The sequence below is a fragment of the Pseudomonas sp. FYR_2 genome (assembly GCF_043106425.1).
Taxonomy (GTDB): Bacteria; Pseudomonadota; Gammaproteobacteria; order Pseudomonadales; family Pseudomonadaceae; genus Aquipseudomonas; species Aquipseudomonas monteilii.
The window spans coordinates 79,806-97,510 of record NZ_JBICMM010000018.1 but is presented as its reverse complement, the minus strand read 5'-3'; the positions used below and the strand labels follow the sequence as shown (position 1 = coordinate 97,510).

Annotated in this window: 19 protein-coding genes, 2 tRNA genes and 5 pseudogenes; 9 read left to right on the top strand and 17 right to left on the bottom strand. The window is 62.6% G+C overall.

Translation table 11 applies throughout. From position 1 onward, the window contains the following. The first annotated feature begins 73 nt into the window (after nt 1-73). The gene (locus ACF8R4_RS07885) at nt 74-286 is read left to right on the top strand and encodes a hypothetical protein (protein ID WP_060497304.1); all 213 of its coding nucleotides are present in this window, start codon (nt 74-76) and stop codon (nt 284-286) included. Here ACF8R4_RS07885 and ACF8R4_RS07880 read toward each other — a convergent pair. From ACF8R4_RS07880 to ACF8R4_RS07850, 7 genes are all read right to left on the bottom strand, one after another. Then, complete coding sequence (locus ACF8R4_RS07880; RefSeq protein ID WP_156867896.1) at nt 258-1,259, bottom strand: nucleoside hydrolase; 1,002 nt, start codon at nt 1,257-1,259, stop codon at nt 258-260. The genes ACF8R4_RS07885 and ACF8R4_RS07880 overlap by 29 nt on opposite strands. Nucleotides 1,260-1,416: 157 nt before the next feature. Further along, nucleotides 1,417-1,815, bottom strand: coding sequence for a D-ribose pyranase (gene rbsD / locus ACF8R4_RS07875; protein WP_016711344.1), 399 nt, complete (start codon nt 1,813-1,815; stop codon nt 1,417-1,419). Further along, a complete protein-coding gene (gene rbsK, locus ACF8R4_RS07870; RefSeq protein WP_392492043.1) occupies nt 1,812-2,720 on the bottom strand; it encodes a ribokinase in 909 nt (302 codons plus the stop codon). The genes rbsD and rbsK overlap by 4 nt, the downstream gene beginning before the upstream one ends. Nucleotides 2,721-2,735: 15 nt before the next feature. After that, nucleotides 2,736-3,758 carry a LacI family DNA-binding transcriptional regulator gene (locus ACF8R4_RS07865; RefSeq protein ID WP_060497307.1) on the bottom strand — a complete coding sequence of 341 codons (1,023 nt, stop codon included), beginning with the start codon at nt 3,756-3,758 and terminating at the stop codon, nt 2,736-2,738. A gap of 4 nt (nt 3,759-3,762) precedes the next feature. Next, the gene (locus ACF8R4_RS07860) at nt 3,763-4,758 is read right to left on the bottom strand and encodes an ABC transporter permease (RefSeq protein ID WP_060497308.1); all 996 of its coding nucleotides are present in this window, start codon (nt 4,756-4,758) and stop codon (nt 3,763-3,765) included. Further along, nucleotides 4,755-6,308 carry a sugar ABC transporter ATP-binding protein gene (locus tag ACF8R4_RS07855; RefSeq protein WP_164524767.1) on the bottom strand — a complete coding sequence of 518 codons (1,554 nt, stop codon included), beginning with the start codon at nt 6,306-6,308 and terminating at the stop codon, nt 4,755-4,757. The genes ACF8R4_RS07860 and ACF8R4_RS07855 overlap by 4 nt, the downstream gene beginning before the upstream one ends. Nucleotides 6,309-6,329: 21 nt before the next feature. Then, nucleotides 6,330-7,286 (bottom strand): sugar ABC transporter substrate-binding protein, encoded by a 957-nt coding sequence (locus ACF8R4_RS07850; RefSeq protein ID WP_060497310.1) that lies wholly within the window; start codon nt 7,284-7,286, stop codon nt 6,330-6,332. A 313-nt stretch (nt 7,287-7,599) separates the two neighbouring features. On the opposite strand from ACF8R4_RS07850, the gene ACF8R4_RS07845 reads away from it, so the two are divergent. Further along, nucleotides 7,600-8,688, top strand: coding sequence for an asparaginase (locus tag ACF8R4_RS07845; RefSeq protein WP_060492717.1), 1,089 nt, complete (start codon nt 7,600-7,602; stop codon nt 8,686-8,688). A 103-nt stretch (nt 8,689-8,791) separates the two neighbouring features. Here ACF8R4_RS07845 and ACF8R4_RS07840 read toward each other — a convergent pair. Further along, a pseudogene (locus tag ACF8R4_RS07840) lies at nt 8,792-9,100 on the bottom strand (MarR family transcriptional regulator). A gap of 266 nt (nt 9,101-9,366) precedes the next feature. Next, a pseudogene (locus ACF8R4_RS07835) lies at nt 9,367-9,682 on the bottom strand (helix-turn-helix domain-containing protein); the annotation flags it as partial. Here ACF8R4_RS07835 and ACF8R4_RS07830 point away from each other — a divergent pair. Continuing rightward, nucleotides 9,681-9,776, top strand: a pseudogene (locus ACF8R4_RS07830) (RidA family protein); the annotation flags it as partial. The pseudogenes ACF8R4_RS07835 and ACF8R4_RS07830 sit on opposite strands and share 2 nt — an antisense overlap. A 49-nt stretch (nt 9,777-9,825) precedes the next feature. Here ACF8R4_RS07830 and ACF8R4_RS07825 read toward each other — a convergent pair. Next, nucleotides 9,826-9,984: pseudogene (locus tag ACF8R4_RS07825) on the bottom strand (ornithine cyclodeaminase); the annotation flags it as partial. On the opposite strand from ACF8R4_RS07825, the pseudogene ACF8R4_RS07820 reads away from it, so the two are divergent. From ACF8R4_RS07820 to ACF8R4_RS07810, 3 genes and pseudogenes are all read left to right on the top strand, one after another. Further along, nucleotides 9,971-10,189 (top strand): annotated as a pseudogene (locus tag ACF8R4_RS07820) (NAD(P)/FAD-dependent oxidoreductase); the annotation flags it as partial. The pseudogenes ACF8R4_RS07825 and ACF8R4_RS07820 sit on opposite strands and share 14 nt — an antisense overlap. A gap of 105 nt (nt 10,190-10,294) precedes the next feature. Continuing rightward, nucleotides 10,295-10,537, top strand: coding sequence for a DUF1654 domain-containing protein (locus ACF8R4_RS07815; protein ID WP_016711353.1), 243 nt, complete (start codon nt 10,295-10,297; stop codon nt 10,535-10,537). Between the two features lie 6 nt (nt 10,538-10,543). Beyond that, nucleotides 10,544-11,236 carry an endonuclease gene (locus tag ACF8R4_RS07810; RefSeq protein WP_164524768.1) on the top strand — a complete coding sequence of 231 codons (693 nt, stop codon included), beginning with the start codon at nt 10,544-10,546 and terminating at the stop codon, nt 11,234-11,236. 3 nt (nt 11,237-11,239) lie between these two features. On the opposite strand, the gene ACF8R4_RS07805 is transcribed toward ACF8R4_RS07810, so the two are convergent. The 4 genes from ACF8R4_RS07805 to ACF8R4_RS07790 all read right to left on the bottom strand — a co-directional run bounded on the left by ACF8R4_RS07805 (nt 11,240) and on the right by ACF8R4_RS07790 (nt 12,846). Continuing rightward, nucleotides 11,240-11,665 (bottom strand): GTP pyrophosphokinase, encoded by a 426-nt coding sequence (locus ACF8R4_RS07805; RefSeq protein WP_060497607.1) that lies wholly within the window; start codon nt 11,663-11,665, stop codon nt 11,240-11,242. Nucleotides 11,666-11,821: 156 nt separating this feature from the next. Then, nucleotides 11,822-12,391, bottom strand: a complete 570-nt coding sequence (locus ACF8R4_RS07800; RefSeq protein ID WP_060497608.1) for an SPOR domain-containing protein — start codon at nt 12,389-12,391, stop codon at nt 11,822-11,824. 132 nt (nt 12,392-12,523) lie between these two features. Continuing rightward, nucleotides 12,524-12,600: transfer RNA gene (locus ACF8R4_RS07795), tRNA-Val, on the bottom strand. 169 nt (nt 12,601-12,769) lie between these two features. Beyond that, nucleotides 12,770-12,846, bottom strand: a tRNA-Val gene (locus tag ACF8R4_RS07790). Between the two features lie 203 nt (nt 12,847-13,049). Here ACF8R4_RS07790 and ACF8R4_RS07785 point away from each other — a divergent pair. Further along, nucleotides 13,050-14,333 (top strand): FAD-binding oxidoreductase, encoded by a 1,284-nt coding sequence (locus ACF8R4_RS07785; RefSeq protein WP_060497609.1) that lies wholly within the window; start codon nt 13,050-13,052, stop codon nt 14,331-14,333. Between the two features lie 114 nt (nt 14,334-14,447). Here the strand turns inward: ACF8R4_RS07785 and ACF8R4_RS07780 are convergent, their stop codons facing one another. After that, nucleotides 14,448-15,125, bottom strand: a complete 678-nt coding sequence (locus ACF8R4_RS07780) for a peptidase C39 family protein (protein ID WP_186722878.1) — start codon at nt 15,123-15,125, stop codon at nt 14,448-14,450. 223 nt (nt 15,126-15,348) lie between these two features. On the opposite strand from ACF8R4_RS07780, the gene ACF8R4_RS07775 reads away from it, so the two are divergent. Then, on the top strand, nt 15,349-15,525 hold the full coding sequence (locus ACF8R4_RS07775) for a hypothetical protein (protein WP_164524771.1): 177 nt from the start codon (nt 15,349-15,351) through the stop codon (nt 15,523-15,525). 45 nt (nt 15,526-15,570) lie between these two features. Here the strand turns inward: ACF8R4_RS07775 and ACF8R4_RS07770 are convergent, their stop codons facing one another. Both ACF8R4_RS07770 and ACF8R4_RS07765 read right to left on the bottom strand, forming a co-directional pair. Continuing rightward, nucleotides 15,571-16,323: a TerC family protein gene (locus ACF8R4_RS07770; protein ID WP_019096844.1), complete on the bottom strand. Its 753-nt coding sequence runs from the start codon at nt 16,321-16,323 to the stop codon at nt 15,571-15,573. A gap of 29 nt (nt 16,324-16,352) precedes the next feature. Next, nucleotides 16,353-16,592 carry a hypothetical protein gene (locus ACF8R4_RS07765; RefSeq protein WP_016711409.1) on the bottom strand — a complete coding sequence of 80 codons (240 nt, stop codon included), beginning with the start codon at nt 16,590-16,592 and terminating at the stop codon, nt 16,353-16,355. Nucleotides 16,593-16,723: 131 nt separating this feature from the next. Between ACF8R4_RS07765 and nhaR the strand changes: the two genes are divergently transcribed. Beyond that, entirely contained in the window at nt 16,724-17,617 is an 894-nt protein-coding gene (gene nhaR / locus ACF8R4_RS07760) for a transcriptional activator NhaR (protein ID WP_060497612.1), read from the top strand. Nucleotides 17,618-17,705 lie beyond the last annotated feature (88 nt).

The window sequence follows — 17,705 nt, the reverse complement described above, 5'->3', positions numbered from 1 at the left end:
AAGGCACAGTGCCTCCCCGAATACCAGGATCCGGTATTCGCCCCTCCGCCCCGGGCCCAAGCGAGAGCCTTTCATGAGCAGCCACAGCATCGATGCCGATATCAAGGTCAAATGGGCGGAGGGCCAAAGCGCGTACAGCCCTGGCACGCCGGAGGAGTTGCTGCTGATCGCCGTCGACCTGCTGGTACGCGACCGCGGCGCCGAGGCGGCGCGCAGCTTCGTCGACCAGGTGCTTGAGCGCTTTGCACCGCACCCGGCTATTCCAATCGCGCCAAACGGTCGCTGAGCAGGTCGAAAAGGCCTTGGGCATCGCCCTCCTCCACCCACATCACGTTGGCAGGCTGCTTGAGTACGCCGTACCAGTCGGCAAGGGTCTGGCCGAAGGCCGGGCCTTCGCGGCTGTCGATGCTCATGTGGATGCGCCGGCCACTGAACAACTCGGGCTTTAGCAAGTAGGCGATGACGCTGGCGTCATGCACCGGGCCACCGGGCATGCCGTACAGGTCCATGTCGTGGGTGATGTAGGCGTTGAGGATATCCACCACCCGTTTACTGGCCTGATTGTTCACCGCGGCCAGTTGCTTTAAGCGAGCGTCGCTGGTCAGCAGCTTGTGGGTGACGTCCAGCGGCAGATAGGTGAGCTGTACACCACTGGCCAGCACCACCTGGGCTGCATGCGGGTCGGCGTAGAGGTTGAATTCCGCTGCCGGGGTGATGTTGCCGCCGTTGAAATGGGCGCCGCCCATGACCACCACTTCCTTGATGCCTTTGGCGATTTCCGGGCGCTGGACCAATGCCAGGGCTAGGTTGGTCTGCGGGCCCAGCATGGCCACGGTGATGCTGTGTGGTTTGGCGGCGCCGAGGGTGTCGACCAGATATTGCACGGCGTTGCCTTGTGCCAGGGGCTTCTTCGGTTCGTGTACGGGGACGCCGGTCAGGCCTTCTTCGCCGTGGACGTCGGCGGCGTAGATGGGCGTGCGTACCAGCGGGCGGGCGGCACCGGCATAGACGGGGATGTCTTCACGGCCGGCCCATTCACGGGCCAGGCGGGCGTTGCGCGAGGTTTTGTCCAGGCGGACGTTGCCGGCCACGGTGGTGATGGCGCGGATGTTGAGTTCGTCGGGCGAGGCCATGGCCAGGAACAGCGCGACCACGTCGTCGGCGCCGGGGTCGGTGTCGATGATCAGGTCGATCGGGGCGGCCTGGAGGGTGGTGGCGGTGGCCATGAGGGCGAGTCCTTGTAGCAGGGGTTTGAGCATGGTGTGGCACTCCTGTTGCCTGAGTAGTAATTTCCGGGGCTGCTTTGCAGCCAATCGCCGGCAAGCCAGCTCCCACAGGTACAGCGCCGCCCCCCCAAGGCTGATGACATCCCTGTGGGAGCTGGCTTGCCGGCGATCGGGGGCAATGCCTCCGCCTTCAAAAGGTGACGCCGGAGATCAGGGCGATGTTGCTGTAGGGCTGGCACTCGCCCGTACGCACCACGGCGCGGGCACTGCGCGACAGCACCTTGAAGTCTTCGTGGCTCAGCCATTCCCGCTTGCCCAGCTTGCCTTTCAACCGCTCGATCTCGACCAGTGCCGGTGGCACCACTTTCTGCATTTCTTCGGCCAGTACGTGCCGCTCTACCTGCAGTTCGCTCAGCACCGCCCGCAAGACACTGGCGAAATCCGGCAGGCCTGGCGTAACGGCCAGGTCGATTAGCTCCACGCCTGGCGGTACCGGCAGGCCGGCATCGCCGATCACCAGAATGTCGCCATGCCCCATGCCCGCGATGGTCCGCGACAGGGCAACGTTCAGCAACGGGGTTTTCTTCATGGCGTAAGCTCCGCCAGATAGGGAATCGATGGCTGTGCACCGGCGCGGGTAACCGACAATGCCGCCGCACGCTGGCCAAAGGCGATGGCCTCGCCCTCCCCCAAGCCCCGAACCAGACCGGCGGCGAAACCACCGATGAAGGTGTCGCCGGCGGCAGTGGTATCCAGCGGCTGCACCACAGGCGCCGGGAAATGCTGGTGGCCCTGTTCCGTCACCAGCAAGGCCCCTTGAGCCCCCAGGGTTATGATCACTTTGCCCGCCCCCATCTGCCGAAAGCGTTCGCCTGCGCGACGGGCACTGTCCTGGTCGGTTACCGGCATGCCGGTCAGGGTTTCAGCCTCGCTTTCGTTGGGCGTGAGGTAATCGATGCGGGCAAACCACTCCGCCGGCAAGGGGCCGGTGGCAGGCGCCGGGTTAAGGATGACTTGCTTGCCCAGCTCACGGGCCCTGGCCAAGGTCCAGGCCACGGTTTCCACCGGCACCTCAAGCTGGCAGATGACCACCTCGGCCGCTTGCAACAGGGCATCGAAGCGTTGCACCGACTGCGGCGTCAGCAGGCCGTTGCCGCCGGGGATGATGACGATGCAGTTCTGGCTGGCCGCATCCACGGTAATCAGCGCCACACCACTGGATACGCCAGGGCAGGTACTGACACCCTGGCAGTCGATGCCCTCTACATACAAGGCGCGGTGCAACTGCCGGCCATAATCATCGTCACCCACATTGCCGATCATGGCCACGCTGCCGCCCAGCCGCGCCACGGCCACAGCCTGGTTGGCGCCCTTGCCGCCCGGCACGGTGAAAAAGCTTTCGCCGGGAAGGGTCTCGCCGGCCCGGGGCAAGCGCTGGGCGCGGGCCACCAGGTCCATATTCAGGCTACCCACTACCACGACCTTGGCACTCATGATATTTCCTTAGCGTTAGCGGTAATCGTTGAACAGGTCCGGGCGCGGCCCGGTGGATTCGCGCAACACGATGCGCGGGGCGACGATGCGTTGTTCTGCCGCGCCTTGCCGGGGTGCAGCGATGCGTGCCAGCAACAGCGAGGCGGCGTTTTCGCCCAGCTCACGGATGGACTGGCCCACGGTGGTCAGCGGCGGGTACACGTAGCGGCTGAGCTCGATATCGTCGAAGCCGATCACCGACAGCTCACCGGGTACATTGATATTGCGCTCCGCGGCAGCACGCAGCACACCAAAACCGATCATGTCGTTGCCGGCAAAAATCGCCGTTGGCCGCTTGCCCTCCAGCACCTGCGCTGCCGCTGCGTGCCCGCCGGGGCTGGTGAAGTCGCAATGCAGCACACGATTGCCCTGCACCTGCGCCCCGGTCTCGGCCATGGCCCGACGGAAGCCGCTCAGGCGCAGCTGGGTAACCCCGGTTTCGGCGGGGCCGCCGATGTAGGCGATATCCCGATGGCCCAGTTCCAGCAAATGCCGGGTAGCCAGGTAGGCGCCCTGCTCGTGGTCGATGCGTACCAGGTCGGCATCGACGCCTTCCAGCTCGCGGTCGACGATCACCATTGGCGTGCGCACGCTGGCCAGGCTTTGCAGCAGGTCACTGTCCTGGCCTACCGAGGCCACCACCAGACCGTCGATGCGCTTTTCCAGCAGCACCCGCAGATAACTGCGCTGCTTCTGCGGGTTGTCGTCGGAGTTACACAGGATCACGCAGTAGCCGTTGCGCTCGCAGGCATCTTCGATACCCCGTGCCAGCTCGGCGAAGTAAGGGTTGACGCTGTTGGGCACCAGCAGGCCGATGGTGGCCGTGCTGCGCGCCTTGAGCGAACGCGCCACGGCGCTGGGCACGTAGTCCAGTTCAAGGATGGCGGCTTCGACCTTCTGCCGCACGTGTTCGCTGACGGGTCGGGTCTTGTTCAGCACATGGGACACGGTGGTGTAGGAAATGCCCGCCAGTGCCGCGACGTCTTTGATGGTTGCCATGTTGTCAGTTCCGCCGGCCTGCGCGCCGGCTACGGTAGGTGTCGAGCACCACGGCGATGACGATCACCGCCCCGGTGATGATGCGTTTGGTCGGTTCGCTGGCACCGATCTGCGCCAACCCGGCGGCCAGCACCGAAATGATCAGTACGCCAAAGAAGGTGCTGATGACCGAGCCGCGCCCGCCCATCAGGCTGGTGCCGCCGATGACCACGGCTGCGATCACCTGCAGCTCCAGGCCGGAGCCGGCATTGGGGTCAGCCGCCTCCAGTCGAGAAATCTGGAACAGGGAGGCCAGTCCGGCAAGCAGGCCCATCAGGGCGAACACCAGTACCTTGTATGGGCGCGGGTCGATACCGGCCAGGCGCACGGCCTCTTCGTTGGTGCCGATGCCGATCAGGTAGCGGCCGAACACGGTGCGGGTCAGCACCAACTGGGCCAGCACGATCACCAGCAAGGCAATGATGAACGCGGGCGATATGCCAAAGGCCACCGGGTTGGAGAACCAGGCGTAGGCATCGCCGATATAGGCGGTGCGCGAGTCGGTGAACTGGTAGGCCAGGCCGCGGGCCATCTCCAACACGCCAAGCGAGACGATGAACGACGGAATGCGCCAGGCTACGGTGACGCCACCGGTGATGCTACCGGCCAGCGCGGCCACGGCCATGCCCAGCAGCGCCGAGGGCAAAACGCCCCAGCCCCAGCCAAGAATCGCCACGCTCACCGTGGATGCCGCCAGCGCCAGCACCGAGCCCACCGACAGGTCGATGCCGCCGATGATCAGCACGAAGGTCATGCCCACCGCCAGCACCATCAAGTCGGGGATCTGGTTGGCCAGGGTGCTGAAGGTGTTATACGACCAGAAGTGGCTGCTGAGGAACGAGAACAGCACGATCATCGCCAGCAAGGCGCCAGCCAGGCCCAGGTAGGTGCCCAGGCCAAAATAGGTGCCACTGCGGCGCACGGGGGCGGCGCCTTGGCTATCGAGCGGAGTGGTTTTCATGCATCCATCCTGGGGGCTGCGTCGTGCAGCAGTGCGTCACGTTTCTGATAACCGGCAAAGGCGGCGGCCAACAGCTGGTCCTGGCTCCAATGATCGCGGTCGAAGGTGTCGATCAGGCGACCGGCAGACAGTACGGCGATGCGGTCGCAAATCAGCATCAGCTCGCGCAGGTCGCTGGACACCACCACCAAGGCCTTGCCCTGACGTGCCAGTTCGGCCAGCAGGCCGTAGATGTCGAATTTGGCGCCGACGTCGATGCCACGGGTGGGTTCGTCGAACAGCAGCACCTGGCAGTCGCGCTCCAGCCAGCGGCCGATTACCACCTTCTGCTGGTTGCCGCCCGACAGCTCGCCCACCACTTGCTGCGCGCCCGCACTGCGAATGCGCATGGCCTGGATCTGGCGCTCTGCCAGGCTCTTTTCTGCCTCGCCATCGAGTATGCCGGCCCGCGATACCGCGCCCAGGTTGCCCAAGGCGATATTGGCACTGATCGACTGTGTCAGCAGCAGGCCTTCGCCTTTGCGGTCTTCGGTAATCAGTGCGATACCCGCCCGCACAGCCGCCTTGGGCGAATCGATGTTAACGGCCTGGGGTGGCTGGCCAAGTGCAATGCTACCGCTGTCGGCGCGGTCGGCGCCGTAGATCAGCCTTAGCAATTCGGTTCGTCCGGCACCTATCAGGCCGGAAATACCGAAAATTTCCCCTGCCCTGACTTCGAACGACACGTCGCGCACCTTGTCGGCGCGGCTGAGCTTGTCGACCTTGAGCAAGGGCGCGCCAATCTGCCTGCGGCCCAGGTCGATATGTTCGCCCAGCTCGCGGCCGACCATCAGGTTGACCAGCTCGGTGCTGCTGTAGCGCTGGATCGGCTCGTCACACACCAGCTTGCCGTCGCGCAGCACGACGATGCGCTGGGCCACCCGCTGCAGCTCTTCAAGGCGGTGCGAGATGTAGACGATGGCCACACCACGCTCACGCAGACGCTCGATCTGAGTGAACAGCAGCTCCACCTCGCGGGCGGTGAGCATGGCGGTGGGCTCGTCGAAGATCAGCACACGGCAGTCGCCGATCAGGTTACGGGCGATCTCGACCATCTGCTGGTGGCCGATGCCCAGCTCACCGACCGGCGTATCCGGGCTGATGGCATCGAGCCCGACCTGCACCATGGCAGCCGTGGCCAGCTGGCGCAGGCGCTTCTGGCTGATGCAGCCGAAACGGCTGGGCAGGTTATCGAGGAACAGGTTTTCCGCCACGGTCAGCGTGGGCAGCAGGTTGAGCTCCTGCATGACCATTCGCACACCCAGGCGCTCGGCCTCGCGGCGGCTGCCAGGCGCGTACGCCTGGCCGCGGTAGGTCATGTGCCCGGTGGTCGGAGATTCCAGGCCACTGATGAGTTTGGACAGGGTGCTCTTGCCCGCACCGTTTTCACCGGTCAGGGCCAGCACTTCGCCGGCCCGCAGGTTCAGGCTGACCTCGCCGAGCACAGGCTGGGCGTAAGTCTTGCCCAACCCGCTGGCGGCAAGCACCACTTCGTTGGCCGATGCAGGCATGGCCGTTTCTCCTGGCAGCAATCAGGGCTTGGTGATGAGTTGGACCGGGGTCTGAATGACGTTGTCGGCATCCACGTCCGGCTTCTCGCCCTTGACCATCTTCAGCGCCGCCTGGATGCCGTACACCGCCTGCTGGCTGGCCGCCTGGTCGAGGGTGGCGAGCACCCTGCCATCCTTGAGCATGGGTTTGATGGCGTTGATGTTGTCGTAGCCCACCACTTGCACTTGGCCAGTCTTGCCGGCAGCGCGCACGGCCGACACCGCGCCCATGGCCATGCTGTCGTTGCCGGCCAGCAGGGCTTTCAGGTCGGGGTATTCGTTGAGCATGGAGGCAGCGACGGCGTTGCCCTTGTCGATCTCCCAGTTGCCGCTTTGCACCGAGACGATCTTCATCTGTGCGGCGTCCATGGCGTCCTTGAAGCCGGCGGTGCGCTGCTGGGCATTGGTGGTGGTCGGCACGCCTTCGATGATGCCGACCTGGTCACCGGCCTTGAGCTTCTCGTTGGCCAGGTAGTCGCCGACCAGGCGCGCGCCTTTGCGGTTATCGGGGCCAACGAAGGGCACGCTGATGCCTTTGCTCTTGAGCAGTTCAGGGTCCAGGCGGTTGTCGATATTGATCACCACCACGCCCTGGTCCATGGCCTTTTTCACTGCCAAGACCAGCGCCTTGGAATCCGCCGGGGCGATCACCAGCGCCTTGGCGCCGGCATTGACCATTTGCTCGACGATGCGGATCTGCTCGCCGGTATCGGTCTCGTTCTTGATGCCGCTGGCGATCAGATCGAACTCGTTGGGATGCGCTTTCTGGTAGTCCTTGGCGCCGTCTTCCATGGTGCGGAAGAATTCGTTGGCCAGTGACTTCATCACCAGGGCGACCTTGGGCTTGTCTTCGGCGTGGGCGGCGGAAAACGGCAGGGCGAAAGACAGGGTGGAAACGACAGCGAGGGCCAGCAGACGACCGGGGAACGGCAGCTTCATGGACAATGACTCCGAATCTTGTGTTTTTTATCGGATCGCAAACGTTTGCGTTGCCTAACTATGGAAACAAGACCGGGGGTTGTCAAATCCGTTTGGCGATCGGTGGCCTGAGCTCTGCTGGTACCGATTATCCAGAATTTTCCGGAAAACCGAACACCTTTTCCTACGCCTGTTCGGATTTTCGAATGGAATACTGCCCCCTGTCGCGGCTCAAGACCGTGCCTGCAGGCGTTTGCACAAGCTGGTATGAAACATGCCTCAAGCCTTATGCGACATGCGAAAAATCTCATTAGGAAGAGAGAGAACAATAACGATGAATGCTGCACTTAAAACCTTCGCCCCCAGCGCCCTCGCCCTGCTGCTGATCCTGCCCGCCACCGCCTCGGCCAAAGAAGCCGAAACTCAGCAGAAGCTGGCCAACGTGGTCATCCTCGCCACCGGCGGCACCATTGCCGGCGCCGGCGCCAGCGCCGCCAACAGTGCCACCTACCAGGCCGCCAAGCTGGGCGTCGACAAGCTGATTGCCGGTGTGCCGGAACTGGCCGACATTGCCAACGTACGCGGCGAGCAGGTGATGCAGATCGCCTCTGAAAGTATCTCCAACGACGACCTGCTGAAGCTGGGCAAGCGTGTCGCCGAACTGGCCGAGAGCAAGGACGTCGACGGTATCGTGATCACCCACGGCACCGACACCCTCGAAGAAACCGCCTACTTCCTCAACCTGGTGGAAAAGACCGACAAGCCCATCGTGGTCGTCGGCTCGATGCGTCCGGGCACCGCCATGTCGGCCGACGGCATGCTCAACCTGTACAACGCCGTGGCCGTGGCCAGTGACAAGCAGTCGCGCGGCAAGGGCGTGCTGGTGACCATGAACGACGAGATCCAGTCTGGCCGTGACGTGAGCAAGTCGGTGAACATCAAGACCGAAGCGTTCAAGAGCGCCTGGGGCCCGATGGGCATGGTGGTGGAAGGCAAGTCGTACTGGTTCCGCCTGCCGGCCAAGCGCCATACGGTCAATTCCGAGTTCGACATCAAGCAGATCAGCAGCCTGCCGCAGGTGGACATCGCCTATGGCTATGGCAACGTGACGGACACTGCCTACAAGGCGCTGGCGCAGAACGGTGCTAAGGCGCTGATCCATGCCGGTACCGGCAACGGTTCGGTATCGTCACGAGTAGTGCCGGCGCTGCAGGAGCTGCGCAAGAATGGTGTGCAGATCATCCGTTCGTCGCACGTCAACCAAGGTGGTTTCGTGCTGCGCAACGCCGAACAGCCGGATGACAAGAACGACTGGGTTGTGGCCCATGACCTGAACCCGCAAAAAGCGCGGATTCTGGCGATGGTGGCGATGACCAAGACCCAGGACAGCAAAGAGCTGCAGCGGATCTTCTGGGAGTATTGATCGTTCCGCCCCCAGGGCCGGTACGCCGGCCCTGGGGGCTTCGCTCCAACCCTACTGGCTAACACGCGCTCCTACAAAAAGCTCGCGCAAGACTAGGAGAGGGTCATGGCGCGATGCGCTTCAGCTCGTTTAACAACCCCATCGGCTGCTGCAGTTTCTCTTCGCCAAACTGCGCCTGAATCTACTGGTAGTTGGCTTCCACCCCCTCCTTCATCGAGCCAAAGCACGCCTCCGCGCCCTCGGCCAGCGTCACGAAAACACGTCGCTGGTCCTGCGCGACCATCTGCCGCCGCACCAGCCCGTCACGCTCCAGTCGCCCCAGCACCCCAGTCATGCTCGGTTTGAGGATGCAGGCCAGCTCTGCCAGTTGGTAATTCTCCAGCTCGCCATGCTGCTTGAGGATGCGGATCACCCGCTATTGCTGCTCGGTCAGGTCGTGCTCGTTCAACAGCGGCCTGAAAAATGCCATTGCGGCTTCCCGGGCCTGCAGAAGGATCAGTGTGAGCGAAGGTTGCATCTTGGTCATGGTCAAGCCTGTGGTTTTTCTCTGCTCACGAATTTAAGGGCATGCACGATGGAAAGTGCAATCTGTTCCACGGAAAACCCATTCAAGCCTGGCGCGCGGGCTGCGACCATCCGCTACAAACAACATATTCCGGGTGCCCTGCCATGACCCTTTCACTGCAAGCCCGCCTGCCGTTGGCGGTACTCACCCGGCGTAAGCTTGGCGTAGCGGTTGAAGAAGCGGCTGAAATAGGCCGGATCCTTGAAGCAGAGCTGGTAGCAAATTTCGTTGGCCGTGCTGCCAGAGAACAACAGCAGGCGCTTGGACGGCAGGTCGGCACACGTCGTTCAGCCGCGCCTCGGTCACGCCAATTTGCTGCGCGTAGCGGGCCAGCAGCCAGTGCTCCAGGTAATGCGCTTCGATCAGTGCATTGAAACGGTGGTAGATTTTCAGGTCTTCGTGCCGCGCCGGGGTCGACTCCAGCGACTCACGCGTGTTCATCCAGGAGCCGGCCGATGTCCCACGGGTAATGGACGTGATAGGTGAGAAGCTCCGTGGTATTGACCCGGCCACCACGGTCAGTTTGGTGATCTGTGTCATAGGTTTTGCCTTGTGATCCGGTAGTGGAGGGATCAGCTGAGAACGAGGTTTCCCCAGAGGTTGAGCTTTACGCCGACGCCTTGTTCGAGCGCCTTGCGGTACACCACGGCGCCCCAGGCCACGTCCTCGACGGGCATGCCGCCGACCGACATCAGGATGATTTCGTCGTCGTGCAGGCGCCCTGGTGCATGCTGGGCCGGGACCATCGACGTCACCCCCAACTCCAACCCGGTGATCGGCCCGGTGGCCAGTCTTCCGGGCCTGACCCTGGCCACTGGGTTTTCCGGGCACGGCTTCGGCACCTCGCCTGCGGCCGGCCAGCCGGCAGCGGACCTGGTGTCCCAGGCCGCTCCGCTGATCGACCCCGCCCCTTGCCGCTTCGAACGCTTTACCTGACGTCATGGCGATGACTGACCATGAGTGGATTTCCCCCGACAAGCTGTTGCGAATTTACTTACAGTGAAATACTGTATGTGCATACAGCAAAACAAGGAAATGTCTGTGTCCAGCACCGCCTCCGCCACCCCGAGCAGCTATGAACAGCTGGGTGTACGCATCCAGAAGATCATCAACAGCCCTACCGCCCAGCGCAGCCGAGCGGCGCTGATCTTTCGCCTGGAACAGGAAAGCCCGGAAGACTGGGAAACCTTGCTGGAGGAGATCGCAGAAAACGACAACGTCACCCTCGCTCACCGCGACGACGGTGGCGTACAGGTTTTCTGGACCGTACCGAAGGAAGACTGACCCCGCATGAGAGTTTCGTTTTTTGCCGCAGCCTGCCTGTTACTGACCGCTCCATTTGCCCAAGCCGATGCCCCACGCACCTTTCAGGAGGCCAAGCAGGTCGCCTGGAAGCTGTATGCACCGCAATCGACCGAGTTTTATTGCGGCTGCAAATACAAAGGCAACAAGGTCGACCTGGCGTCCTGCGGCTATGCCCCGCGCAAGAATGCCCAGCGCGCGTCACGTATCGAGTGGGAGCACATCGTGCCCGCCTGGCAGATCGGCCATCAGCGCCAGTGCTGGCAGGACGGCGGGCGCAAGCAGTGCTCGCAGCATGACGAGGTGTACAAACGTGCCGAGGCTGACCTGCACAACCTTGTACCGAGCATCGGCGAGGTCAATGGCGACCGCAGCAACTTCAGTTTCGGCTGGCTGCCGGAGCAACGCGGCCAGTATGGCAGTTGCCTGACCCAAGTCGACTTCAAAGCCAGGAAGGTCATGCCACGCCCCTCGATACGCGGCATGATCGCCCGCACCTACTTCTACATGAGCAAGCAGTACAACCTGCGCCTGTCCCGGCAGGACCGCCAGTTGTTCAAGGCCTGGAACAAGACCTATCCGCCGCAGGCATGGGAGCGGCAACGCAACCAGCAGGTGGCTTGCGTGATGGGCCGGGGGAATGAGTTCGTCGGGCCGGTCAACCTCAAGGCCTGCGGCTGAGCCTCAGGCCAACGCCTGCAAATAGGCGCTGGCTTCCCGGTAGCGGGCCAACCGCGCCAGGTCGGCGGGGCCAGGGCAAGGAATGCGCGTAATGTCGCTGTTATCGGCCAGATCGGCCAGTTTGACGGTTCGCGCCAGCGGGTCATCGCCCAGACGCACCACGAAGTCCTGGTAAGCCTCACCCTCGCGGCGACTGAGCGCCAGCAAGGCTGCAAGGATTTTAAGCGCGAAACCCTCGCGCGCCAGGTCGGACAGGGTCAGCGGGGTGTCCTCAATCACATCGTGAAGTACTGCGACAATCCGTTGTTCGGGTGTGGACACCCGCATCATCACCCGTAGCGGGTGGAGGATATAAGCTGCCCCACCCTTGTCGTATTGCCCTTCATGCGCCCTGGCGGCCACGGCAATGGCCCGCTCCAGTGTAGACATGAGGCCCCTCCCCGTTCGGCATCGTCACTCCAAGCATAGCCAAACTTGTGTGAACAATGCTCAGCGCAAACTTCGGCGAAACTGGCTTGCTCCAAGTCTACGACTTGACGCGATCCCTGTAGGAGCGGCCTTGCATCGCGAAAGGGCCTGGGAAGGTTAGCGTGTGGCCCCGTGCTGGATAACCACCGAATCGGTGCCCAGCTTGGCCATCACTTCATCCCTGCGCGCTTTTGCTTCTTCGCGGGTAGGGAATGGCCCCATCAGCACCACTGGCTTGCCGTCGCGGTATTCCACCGAAGACGGGATGCCCTTTTCGATAAGCCGTGCGGTCATGTCACTCAGCGCGCCCATGTTGGCACCCTGAACCACCTCTACATCCCAGCCCTCGGGTGCCGGTTGGTCTGCCAGCGCCTCGGCGCGGCGCTGCAGGTCGGCACCGCCGCACATCTCGCGGATGCGCAGGTTGTTGCCAGTGTCGTCGACGATGATGTCGTACTGGCCATCGCGCTTGATCGCCACGTAGCTGCGGTAGGCTTCGTACTGCCCGGCATCATCCTTGCCACGGACCTGGCCGCAGATGGTGCCCTGGGTGTCGATCCGTACGTTGCCGAACTTGGCGGTTTTGGGGTTGTGCAGGTGCTCGGCCACCTGCTTGTGCACGCCTTCGACCTCGTTCTCACAGCCCGCCAGGGCGAGCACTGCCATTACCACAGCCAGTTTGCGCACGCGTGTACCTCCAGATTCGAAGGGGCGGATTCTAGCACGCCGACCTCGATCCCGAACCGCGACCAAACGTTACACGCTGCTTCACGCGCACATGCAAAAAGGGCGATCATTTCTGATCGCCCTTTTCGGATTTGGTAGGCACAATTGGACTCGAACCAACGACCCCCACCATGTCAAGGTGGTGCTCTAACCAACTGAGCTATGTGCCTGTCGTGTGGTGCGCATGTTAGTGATCGAATGCACACCTGTAAAGCTTTTTTTTGAGAAAAATCAAAAACTTTCGAATGTAAGCGCTTGGCGCCCCTGCAACGGTTTGCAGCACCCGAAACCGGGCAATGAAAAAAGGGGTGACCCTTGCGGATCACCCCTTCTTCGATTTGGTAGGCACAATTGGACTCGAACCAACGACCCCCACCATGTCAAGGTGGTGCTCTAACCAACTGAGCTATGTGCCTGTCGTGTGGTGCGCATTCTACGCATTCCTAAAACCCTGTCAACACTTTTTTTCGCGCTAAGCTACTGAATCTTAAACTCTTTATAGATAGAAGGGCTGTCAGGTACCCCGTAAAGGATTTTCATCAGACGACTAGCGGGTGTTTATTATTATTGATAGCATCGGTACATTCGTTAAAAATATAAAACACGAGGTTCCTGCAGCATGGCTAACACCCCCTACCCCCAGTCCTACTACGCCGCCTCGGCCAACCCGGTGCCGCCACGTCCGGCGCTGCAGGGTGAGGTGGAAACCGATGTGTGCATCATCGGCGCCGGCTACACCGGCCTGTCCAGCGCCCTATTCCTGCTGGAGAACGGCTTCAAGGTAAGCATCGTCGAAGCGGCCAAGGTCGGCTTTGGCGCGTCGGGCCGCAACGGCGGCCAGATCGTCAACAGCTACAGCCGCGACATCGACGTCATCGAGCGCACCGTTGGCCCCAAGCAGGCGCAACTGCTGGGCCACATGGCCTTCGAAGGCGGCCGCATCATTCGTGAGCGCGTGGCCAAGTACAACATTCAGTGCGACCTGAAAGACGGTGGTGTGTTCGCCGCCCTCACCAGCAAGCAGATGGGCCACCTGGAGTCGCAAAAGCGCCTGTGGGAACGTTTCGGCCACAACCAGCTGGAGCTGATGGACCAGAAGCGCATCCGCGAAGTGGTCGCCTGCGACAGCTATATCGGCGGCATGCTGGACATGAGCGGCGGCCACATCCACCCGCTCAACCTGGCCCTGGGCGAAGCCGCTGCGGTCGAATCGCTGGGCGGCATCATCTATGAGCAAACCCCAGCGGTGCGCATCGAGCGCGGTGCCAACCCGGTCGTACACACGCCACAAGGTAAAGTGCGCGCCAAGTTCATCATCGTCGCCGGCAACGCCTACCTGGGCAACCTGGTACCGGAACTGGCCGCCAAGTCCATGCCGTGTGGTACCCAGGTGATCACCACCGAGCCGCTGGGTGACGAACTGGCACGCACCCTGCTGCCGCAGGACTACTGCGTCGAAGACTGCAACTACCTGCTCGACTACTACCGCCTCACCAGCGACAAGCGCCTGATCTTCGGCGGCGGCGTGGTGTACGGCGCGCGTGACCCGGCCAACATCGAGGCGATCATCCGTCCGAAGATGCTCAAGGCCTTCCCGCAGCTGAAGAACGTGAAGATCGACTACGCCTGGACCGGCAACTTCCTGCTGACCCTGTCGCGCCTGCCGCAGGTTGGCCGTATCGGTGACAACATCTACTACTCCCAGGGCTGCTCGGGCCACGGCGTAACCTACACCCACCTGGCAGGCAAGGTGCTGGCGGAGGCCCTGCGTGGCCAGGCTGAGCGTTTCGACGCCTTCGCCGGCCTGCCGCACTACCCGTTCCCGGGTGGCCAGATGCTGCGCGTGCCGTTCAGCGCCATCGGTGCCTGGTACTACAGCCTGCGCGATCGCCTGGGCTTCTGATGTAAGCAGGCCCGGCCTATTCGCGGGCAAGCCCGCTCCCACAGGTTCCGCACTGGTTTCAGGCTCAGTGCGATCCCTGTGGGAGCGGGCTTGCCCGCGAAAGGGCTGGCAACGCTATTTGTTCAGGCTACTCACAGCCTGCTTCGCCGCAATCTCCTGCCCCGCCCGCGCCAGCTCATCCGCCGCCTGCAGCCAGCGCTGACGATCCACCTGTGCCGGCAACTGCCTCGGCGGCTGCACCAGCACTGCCCAACTCCCCTGCTTCGCCCACGCCGAGGCAAAGTCATCGAACGCCATCACCTGCCGCCGGTGCATGCCCGAGCGCAACAGCACCCGTTGCTTGTAACGGTCATAGCCGATCAGCACCGCATAACGCGGCTCGCCCCACCACGCCGAACCGTCCTCGTAACGCAGCAGCACCGGGTTGCCAGCCGCCACCTGGGCCAGCAGCGCGTCCAGCTGCTTGTCCAGCGGGTACACCACCATGCCGTAGTCCCGCGCCACACGAGGAATGCCGATGTCCAGCGCTTCGGCGCCCTGCGGCAGGTTCAACGGTTTGTCCAGCAGCCCCGGCGTGATGGGCGCGCCCTGCTGCGACAGCACGGCCGCCAGGGCCATGGCGCCACTGTGGTTGGCGTTGCCACGGTAGAACGGCACGCTGCTGATCTCGACACGCTGCGGCAGGCCCTTGAGGTTGGCGGGCGGTGCACTGGCACAGCCGGCCAGGCTGGCCGCAATCAGGCAGGCAGCCAGCAGCCGACGGGGGACGGTTTTGAAGGAATGTTGCTGCATGGACGCTCGCTTGTTTCAACGCCAGGCAGGCAGCGCCTGGCTCTGGCCAACGATCATAGGTCCCACAGCGGCGCGGGTATAGTCCGACAGCGGCTTAGAGCAAATCGGCCCCAGAGATAGACCATTGTTCGATGGAACGTCACAGGCGAAGGGCTAGACTAAAGCAGTGTCTGGAAGGCAAGCGCTGGCTGACCGTGCGCTGCCCTTGGAGATGGAGGCACAGATGAGCCTGACCATGGCAATCCTCATGCTGGTGGGCATGTGGCTGAGCGTGGCAGCCGCCATGCTTTGGGGTGTACTGCGTATCGTGCGGCGTCATTCCCACCACCACCTGCCACCGCAGGCACCCGCCAGGCCGCAGCCTGTACGCCGGGCACGGCGGCATGCCGGGGTGCACTAAACTTTCAGAAACCGCGAACGGGGCGCATGGCGCCCCGTTTTTTTATCAACCTTCAGCCGCCTCACGCTTCAATCGCGCCCTGCGAGCCAGGATGTTGAGGATCTCGATCGCGGTCGAGAACGCCATGGCCGCATACACATACCCCTTCGGCACATGGGCACCAAAGCCTTCAGCGATCAGTGTCATGCCGATCATGATCAGGAAGCCCAGGGCCAGCATGACCACCGTCGGGTTGTCATTGATAAAGTTGGCCAGCGGGTCGGCGGCCACCATCATCACGATTACAGCCGTGATCACGGCAATGATCATGATCGGCAAGTGCTCGGTCATGCCCACGGCGGTGATGATGCTGTCCACCGAGAAGACGATGTCCAGCAGCAAAATCTGGAAGATCGCCGCCGCAAAGCCCAAGGTAACCGTAGACGACACCTTGGCTTCTTCCTTGGCGCCGTGCGGGTCGACGTTTTCGTGAATCTCCTTGGTCGCCTTCCACAGCAGGAACAGGCCACCGGCAATCAGGATCACGTCCTTCCACGAGAAGGCGTTGCCGAACACTTCGAACACCGGGTCGGTCAGCTGAACGATCCAGGCCACCGTGCTGAGCAAGGCCAGGCGCATGACCAAGGCCATGCTGATACCAATGCGACGCGCCTTGGAACGGTATTCCACCGGCAGCTTGTTGGTCAGGATGGAAATGAAGATCAGGTTGTCGATGCCCAGTACAACTTCCATGGCCACCAGCGTAGCCAGGGCAACCCAGGCGGTGGGGCTAGCGGCGAGTTCCAGCAAGTATTCCATTGTTCAAATCCTGCAGCGGCGGGGGGGGGTCAGATTTCCTGAGTGTCTTTTTTCTTGTCGGCATCTTCAGGCGTGTGCCCTTCTTTGCCGATGGCCTCACTCAAGGCCTGTTGGGCGGCCTTGTTGGTGTCGTCGATCGCCTGCTTGGCCGACTGCGCCGCCTGGTCGAGCATCTGCTGGGCGGATTTCTCGGCCTGGTCGCAACCCGCGAGCGTGAACAGGGCCAACGCCAGCACCAACGGGGTGCCAATGGATTTGAGTTGTAGCATGGTGTCCTCGCATGAAATATCCCGGCGGCGCATGGCGCCTGATGCCGTGCATTCTAGAGACGCCAATAGTTCAGGAAAATTCGTATTTTCATGGCGTATACTTCGGTTTTTACGAATCGGGGCGACCGACGGTGCTCAACTATCGCCAACTGCATTACTTCTGGGTCGTGGCCAAGACGGGCAGCATCACCCGCGCCAGCGAACAGCTCAACCTCACACCACAAACCATCAGCGGGCAGATCAGCCTGTTCGAGCAAACCTATGGCCTGGAGCTGTTCCAGCGTGCGGGCCGACAGCTGGAGCTGACCGAGACAGGCCGCCAGGCGCTGGTTTATGCCGAGCAGATGTTCCAGATCGGCGGCGAGCTGGAAGCCATGCTGCGCGCCGGCCCGCAAGAGCAGATCCTGTTCCGCGTGGGGGTGGCCGACGTGGTGCCCAAATCCATCGTCTACCGCCTGCTGGCACCGACCATGGAGCTGGATGAAGTGCTGCGCATCAACTGCCGCGAAGACAAACTCGAGCGGTTGTTGGCAGACCTGGCCATCCAGCGCCTGGACCTGGTGATTTCCGACAGCCCCATGCCCAGCCACCTGGACATCAAAGGCTACAGCCAGAAACTGGGCGAATGCGGACTGAGCTTCTTCGCCACCCCGGCGCTGGCACAACGGCTGGACGGCCCCTTCCCGGCTTGCCTGCAGGATGCACCGCTGCTTGTTCCCGGCCAGGAGACCGTGGTGCGCAGCCGCCTGCTGCGCTGGCTAGGCGAGCAACAGGTGCAGCCACGGATCGTGGGCGAGTTCGATGACAGTGCCTTGATGCAGGCATTCGGGCAGTCAGGCAGCGGCATTTTCGTCGCCCCCAGCGTGATTACCGACGAAGTGTGCCGCCAGTATGGCGTGGAACTGATCGGGCAGACCGAGGCCGTGCATGAGTCGTTCTATGCCATTTCGGTGGAACGCAAGGTCAAGCACCCGGGGATCGTGGCGATTACCGAAGGCGCACGGCGGGAGTTGTTTCACTGGTGACGTTGGCCCCTGCGACGACACAGCCGAGGCTGCGCCGCCGCGCTCTGTGCTAAAGTCGCGCCCTTTCACAATAATGAGATTGTGCTGC

What these genes read in the sequence shown, in the direction of transcription:
- ACF8R4_RS07885 (WP_060497304.1), top strand. Translation starts at nt 74, where the DNA reads ATGAGCAGCCACAGCATCGATGCCGATATCAAGGTCAAATGGGCGGAG.
- ACF8R4_RS07880 (WP_156867896.1), bottom strand. Translation starts at nt 1,259, where the DNA reads ATGCTCAAACCCCTGCTACAAGGACTCGCCCTCATGGCCACCGCCACC.
- rbsD (WP_016711344.1), bottom strand. Translation starts at nt 1,815, where the DNA reads ATGAAGAAAACCCCGTTGCTGAACGTTGCCCTGTCGCGGACCATCGCG.
- rbsK (WP_392492043.1), bottom strand. Translation starts at nt 2,720, where the DNA reads ATGAGTGCCAAGGTCGTGGTAGTGGGTAGCCTGAATATGGACCTGGTG.
- ACF8R4_RS07865 (WP_060497307.1), bottom strand. Translation starts at nt 3,758, where the DNA reads ATGGCAACCATCAAAGACGTCGCGGCACTGGCGGGCATTTCCTACACC.
- ACF8R4_RS07860 (WP_060497308.1), bottom strand. Translation starts at nt 4,758, where the DNA reads ATGAAAACCACTCCGCTCGATAGCCAAGGCGCCGCCCCCGTGCGCCGC.
- ACF8R4_RS07855 (WP_164524767.1), bottom strand. Translation starts at nt 6,308, where the DNA reads ATGCCTGCATCGGCCAACGAAGTGGTGCTTGCCGCCAGCGGGTTGGGC.
- ACF8R4_RS07850 (WP_060497310.1), bottom strand. Translation starts at nt 7,286, where the DNA reads ATGAAGCTGCCGTTCCCCGGTCGTCTGCTGGCCCTCGCTGTCGTTTCC.
- ACF8R4_RS07845 (WP_060492717.1), top strand. Translation starts at nt 7,600, where the DNA reads ATGAATGCTGCACTTAAAACCTTCGCCCCCAGCGCCCTCGCCCTGCTG.
- ACF8R4_RS07810 (WP_164524768.1), top strand. Translation starts at nt 10,544, where the DNA reads ATGAGAGTTTCGTTTTTTGCCGCAGCCTGCCTGTTACTGACCGCTCCA.
- ACF8R4_RS07805 (WP_060497607.1), bottom strand. Translation starts at nt 11,665, where the DNA reads ATGTCTACACTGGAGCGGGCCATTGCCGTGGCCGCCAGGGCGCATGAA.
- ACF8R4_RS07785 (WP_060497609.1), top strand. Translation starts at nt 13,050, where the DNA reads ATGGCTAACACCCCCTACCCCCAGTCCTACTACGCCGCCTCGGCCAAC.
- ACF8R4_RS07780 (WP_186722878.1), bottom strand. Translation starts at nt 15,125, where the DNA reads ATGCAGCAACATTCCTTCAAAACCGTCCCCCGTCGGCTGCTGGCTGCC.
- ACF8R4_RS07775 (WP_164524771.1), top strand. Translation starts at nt 15,349, where the DNA reads ATGAGCCTGACCATGGCAATCCTCATGCTGGTGGGCATGTGGCTGAGC.
- ACF8R4_RS07770 (WP_019096844.1), bottom strand. Translation starts at nt 16,323, where the DNA reads ATGGAATACTTGCTGGAACTCGCCGCTAGCCCCACCGCCTGGGTTGCC.
- ACF8R4_RS07765 (WP_016711409.1), bottom strand. Translation starts at nt 16,592, where the DNA reads ATGCTACAACTCAAATCCATTGGCACCCCGTTGGTGCTGGCGTTGGCC.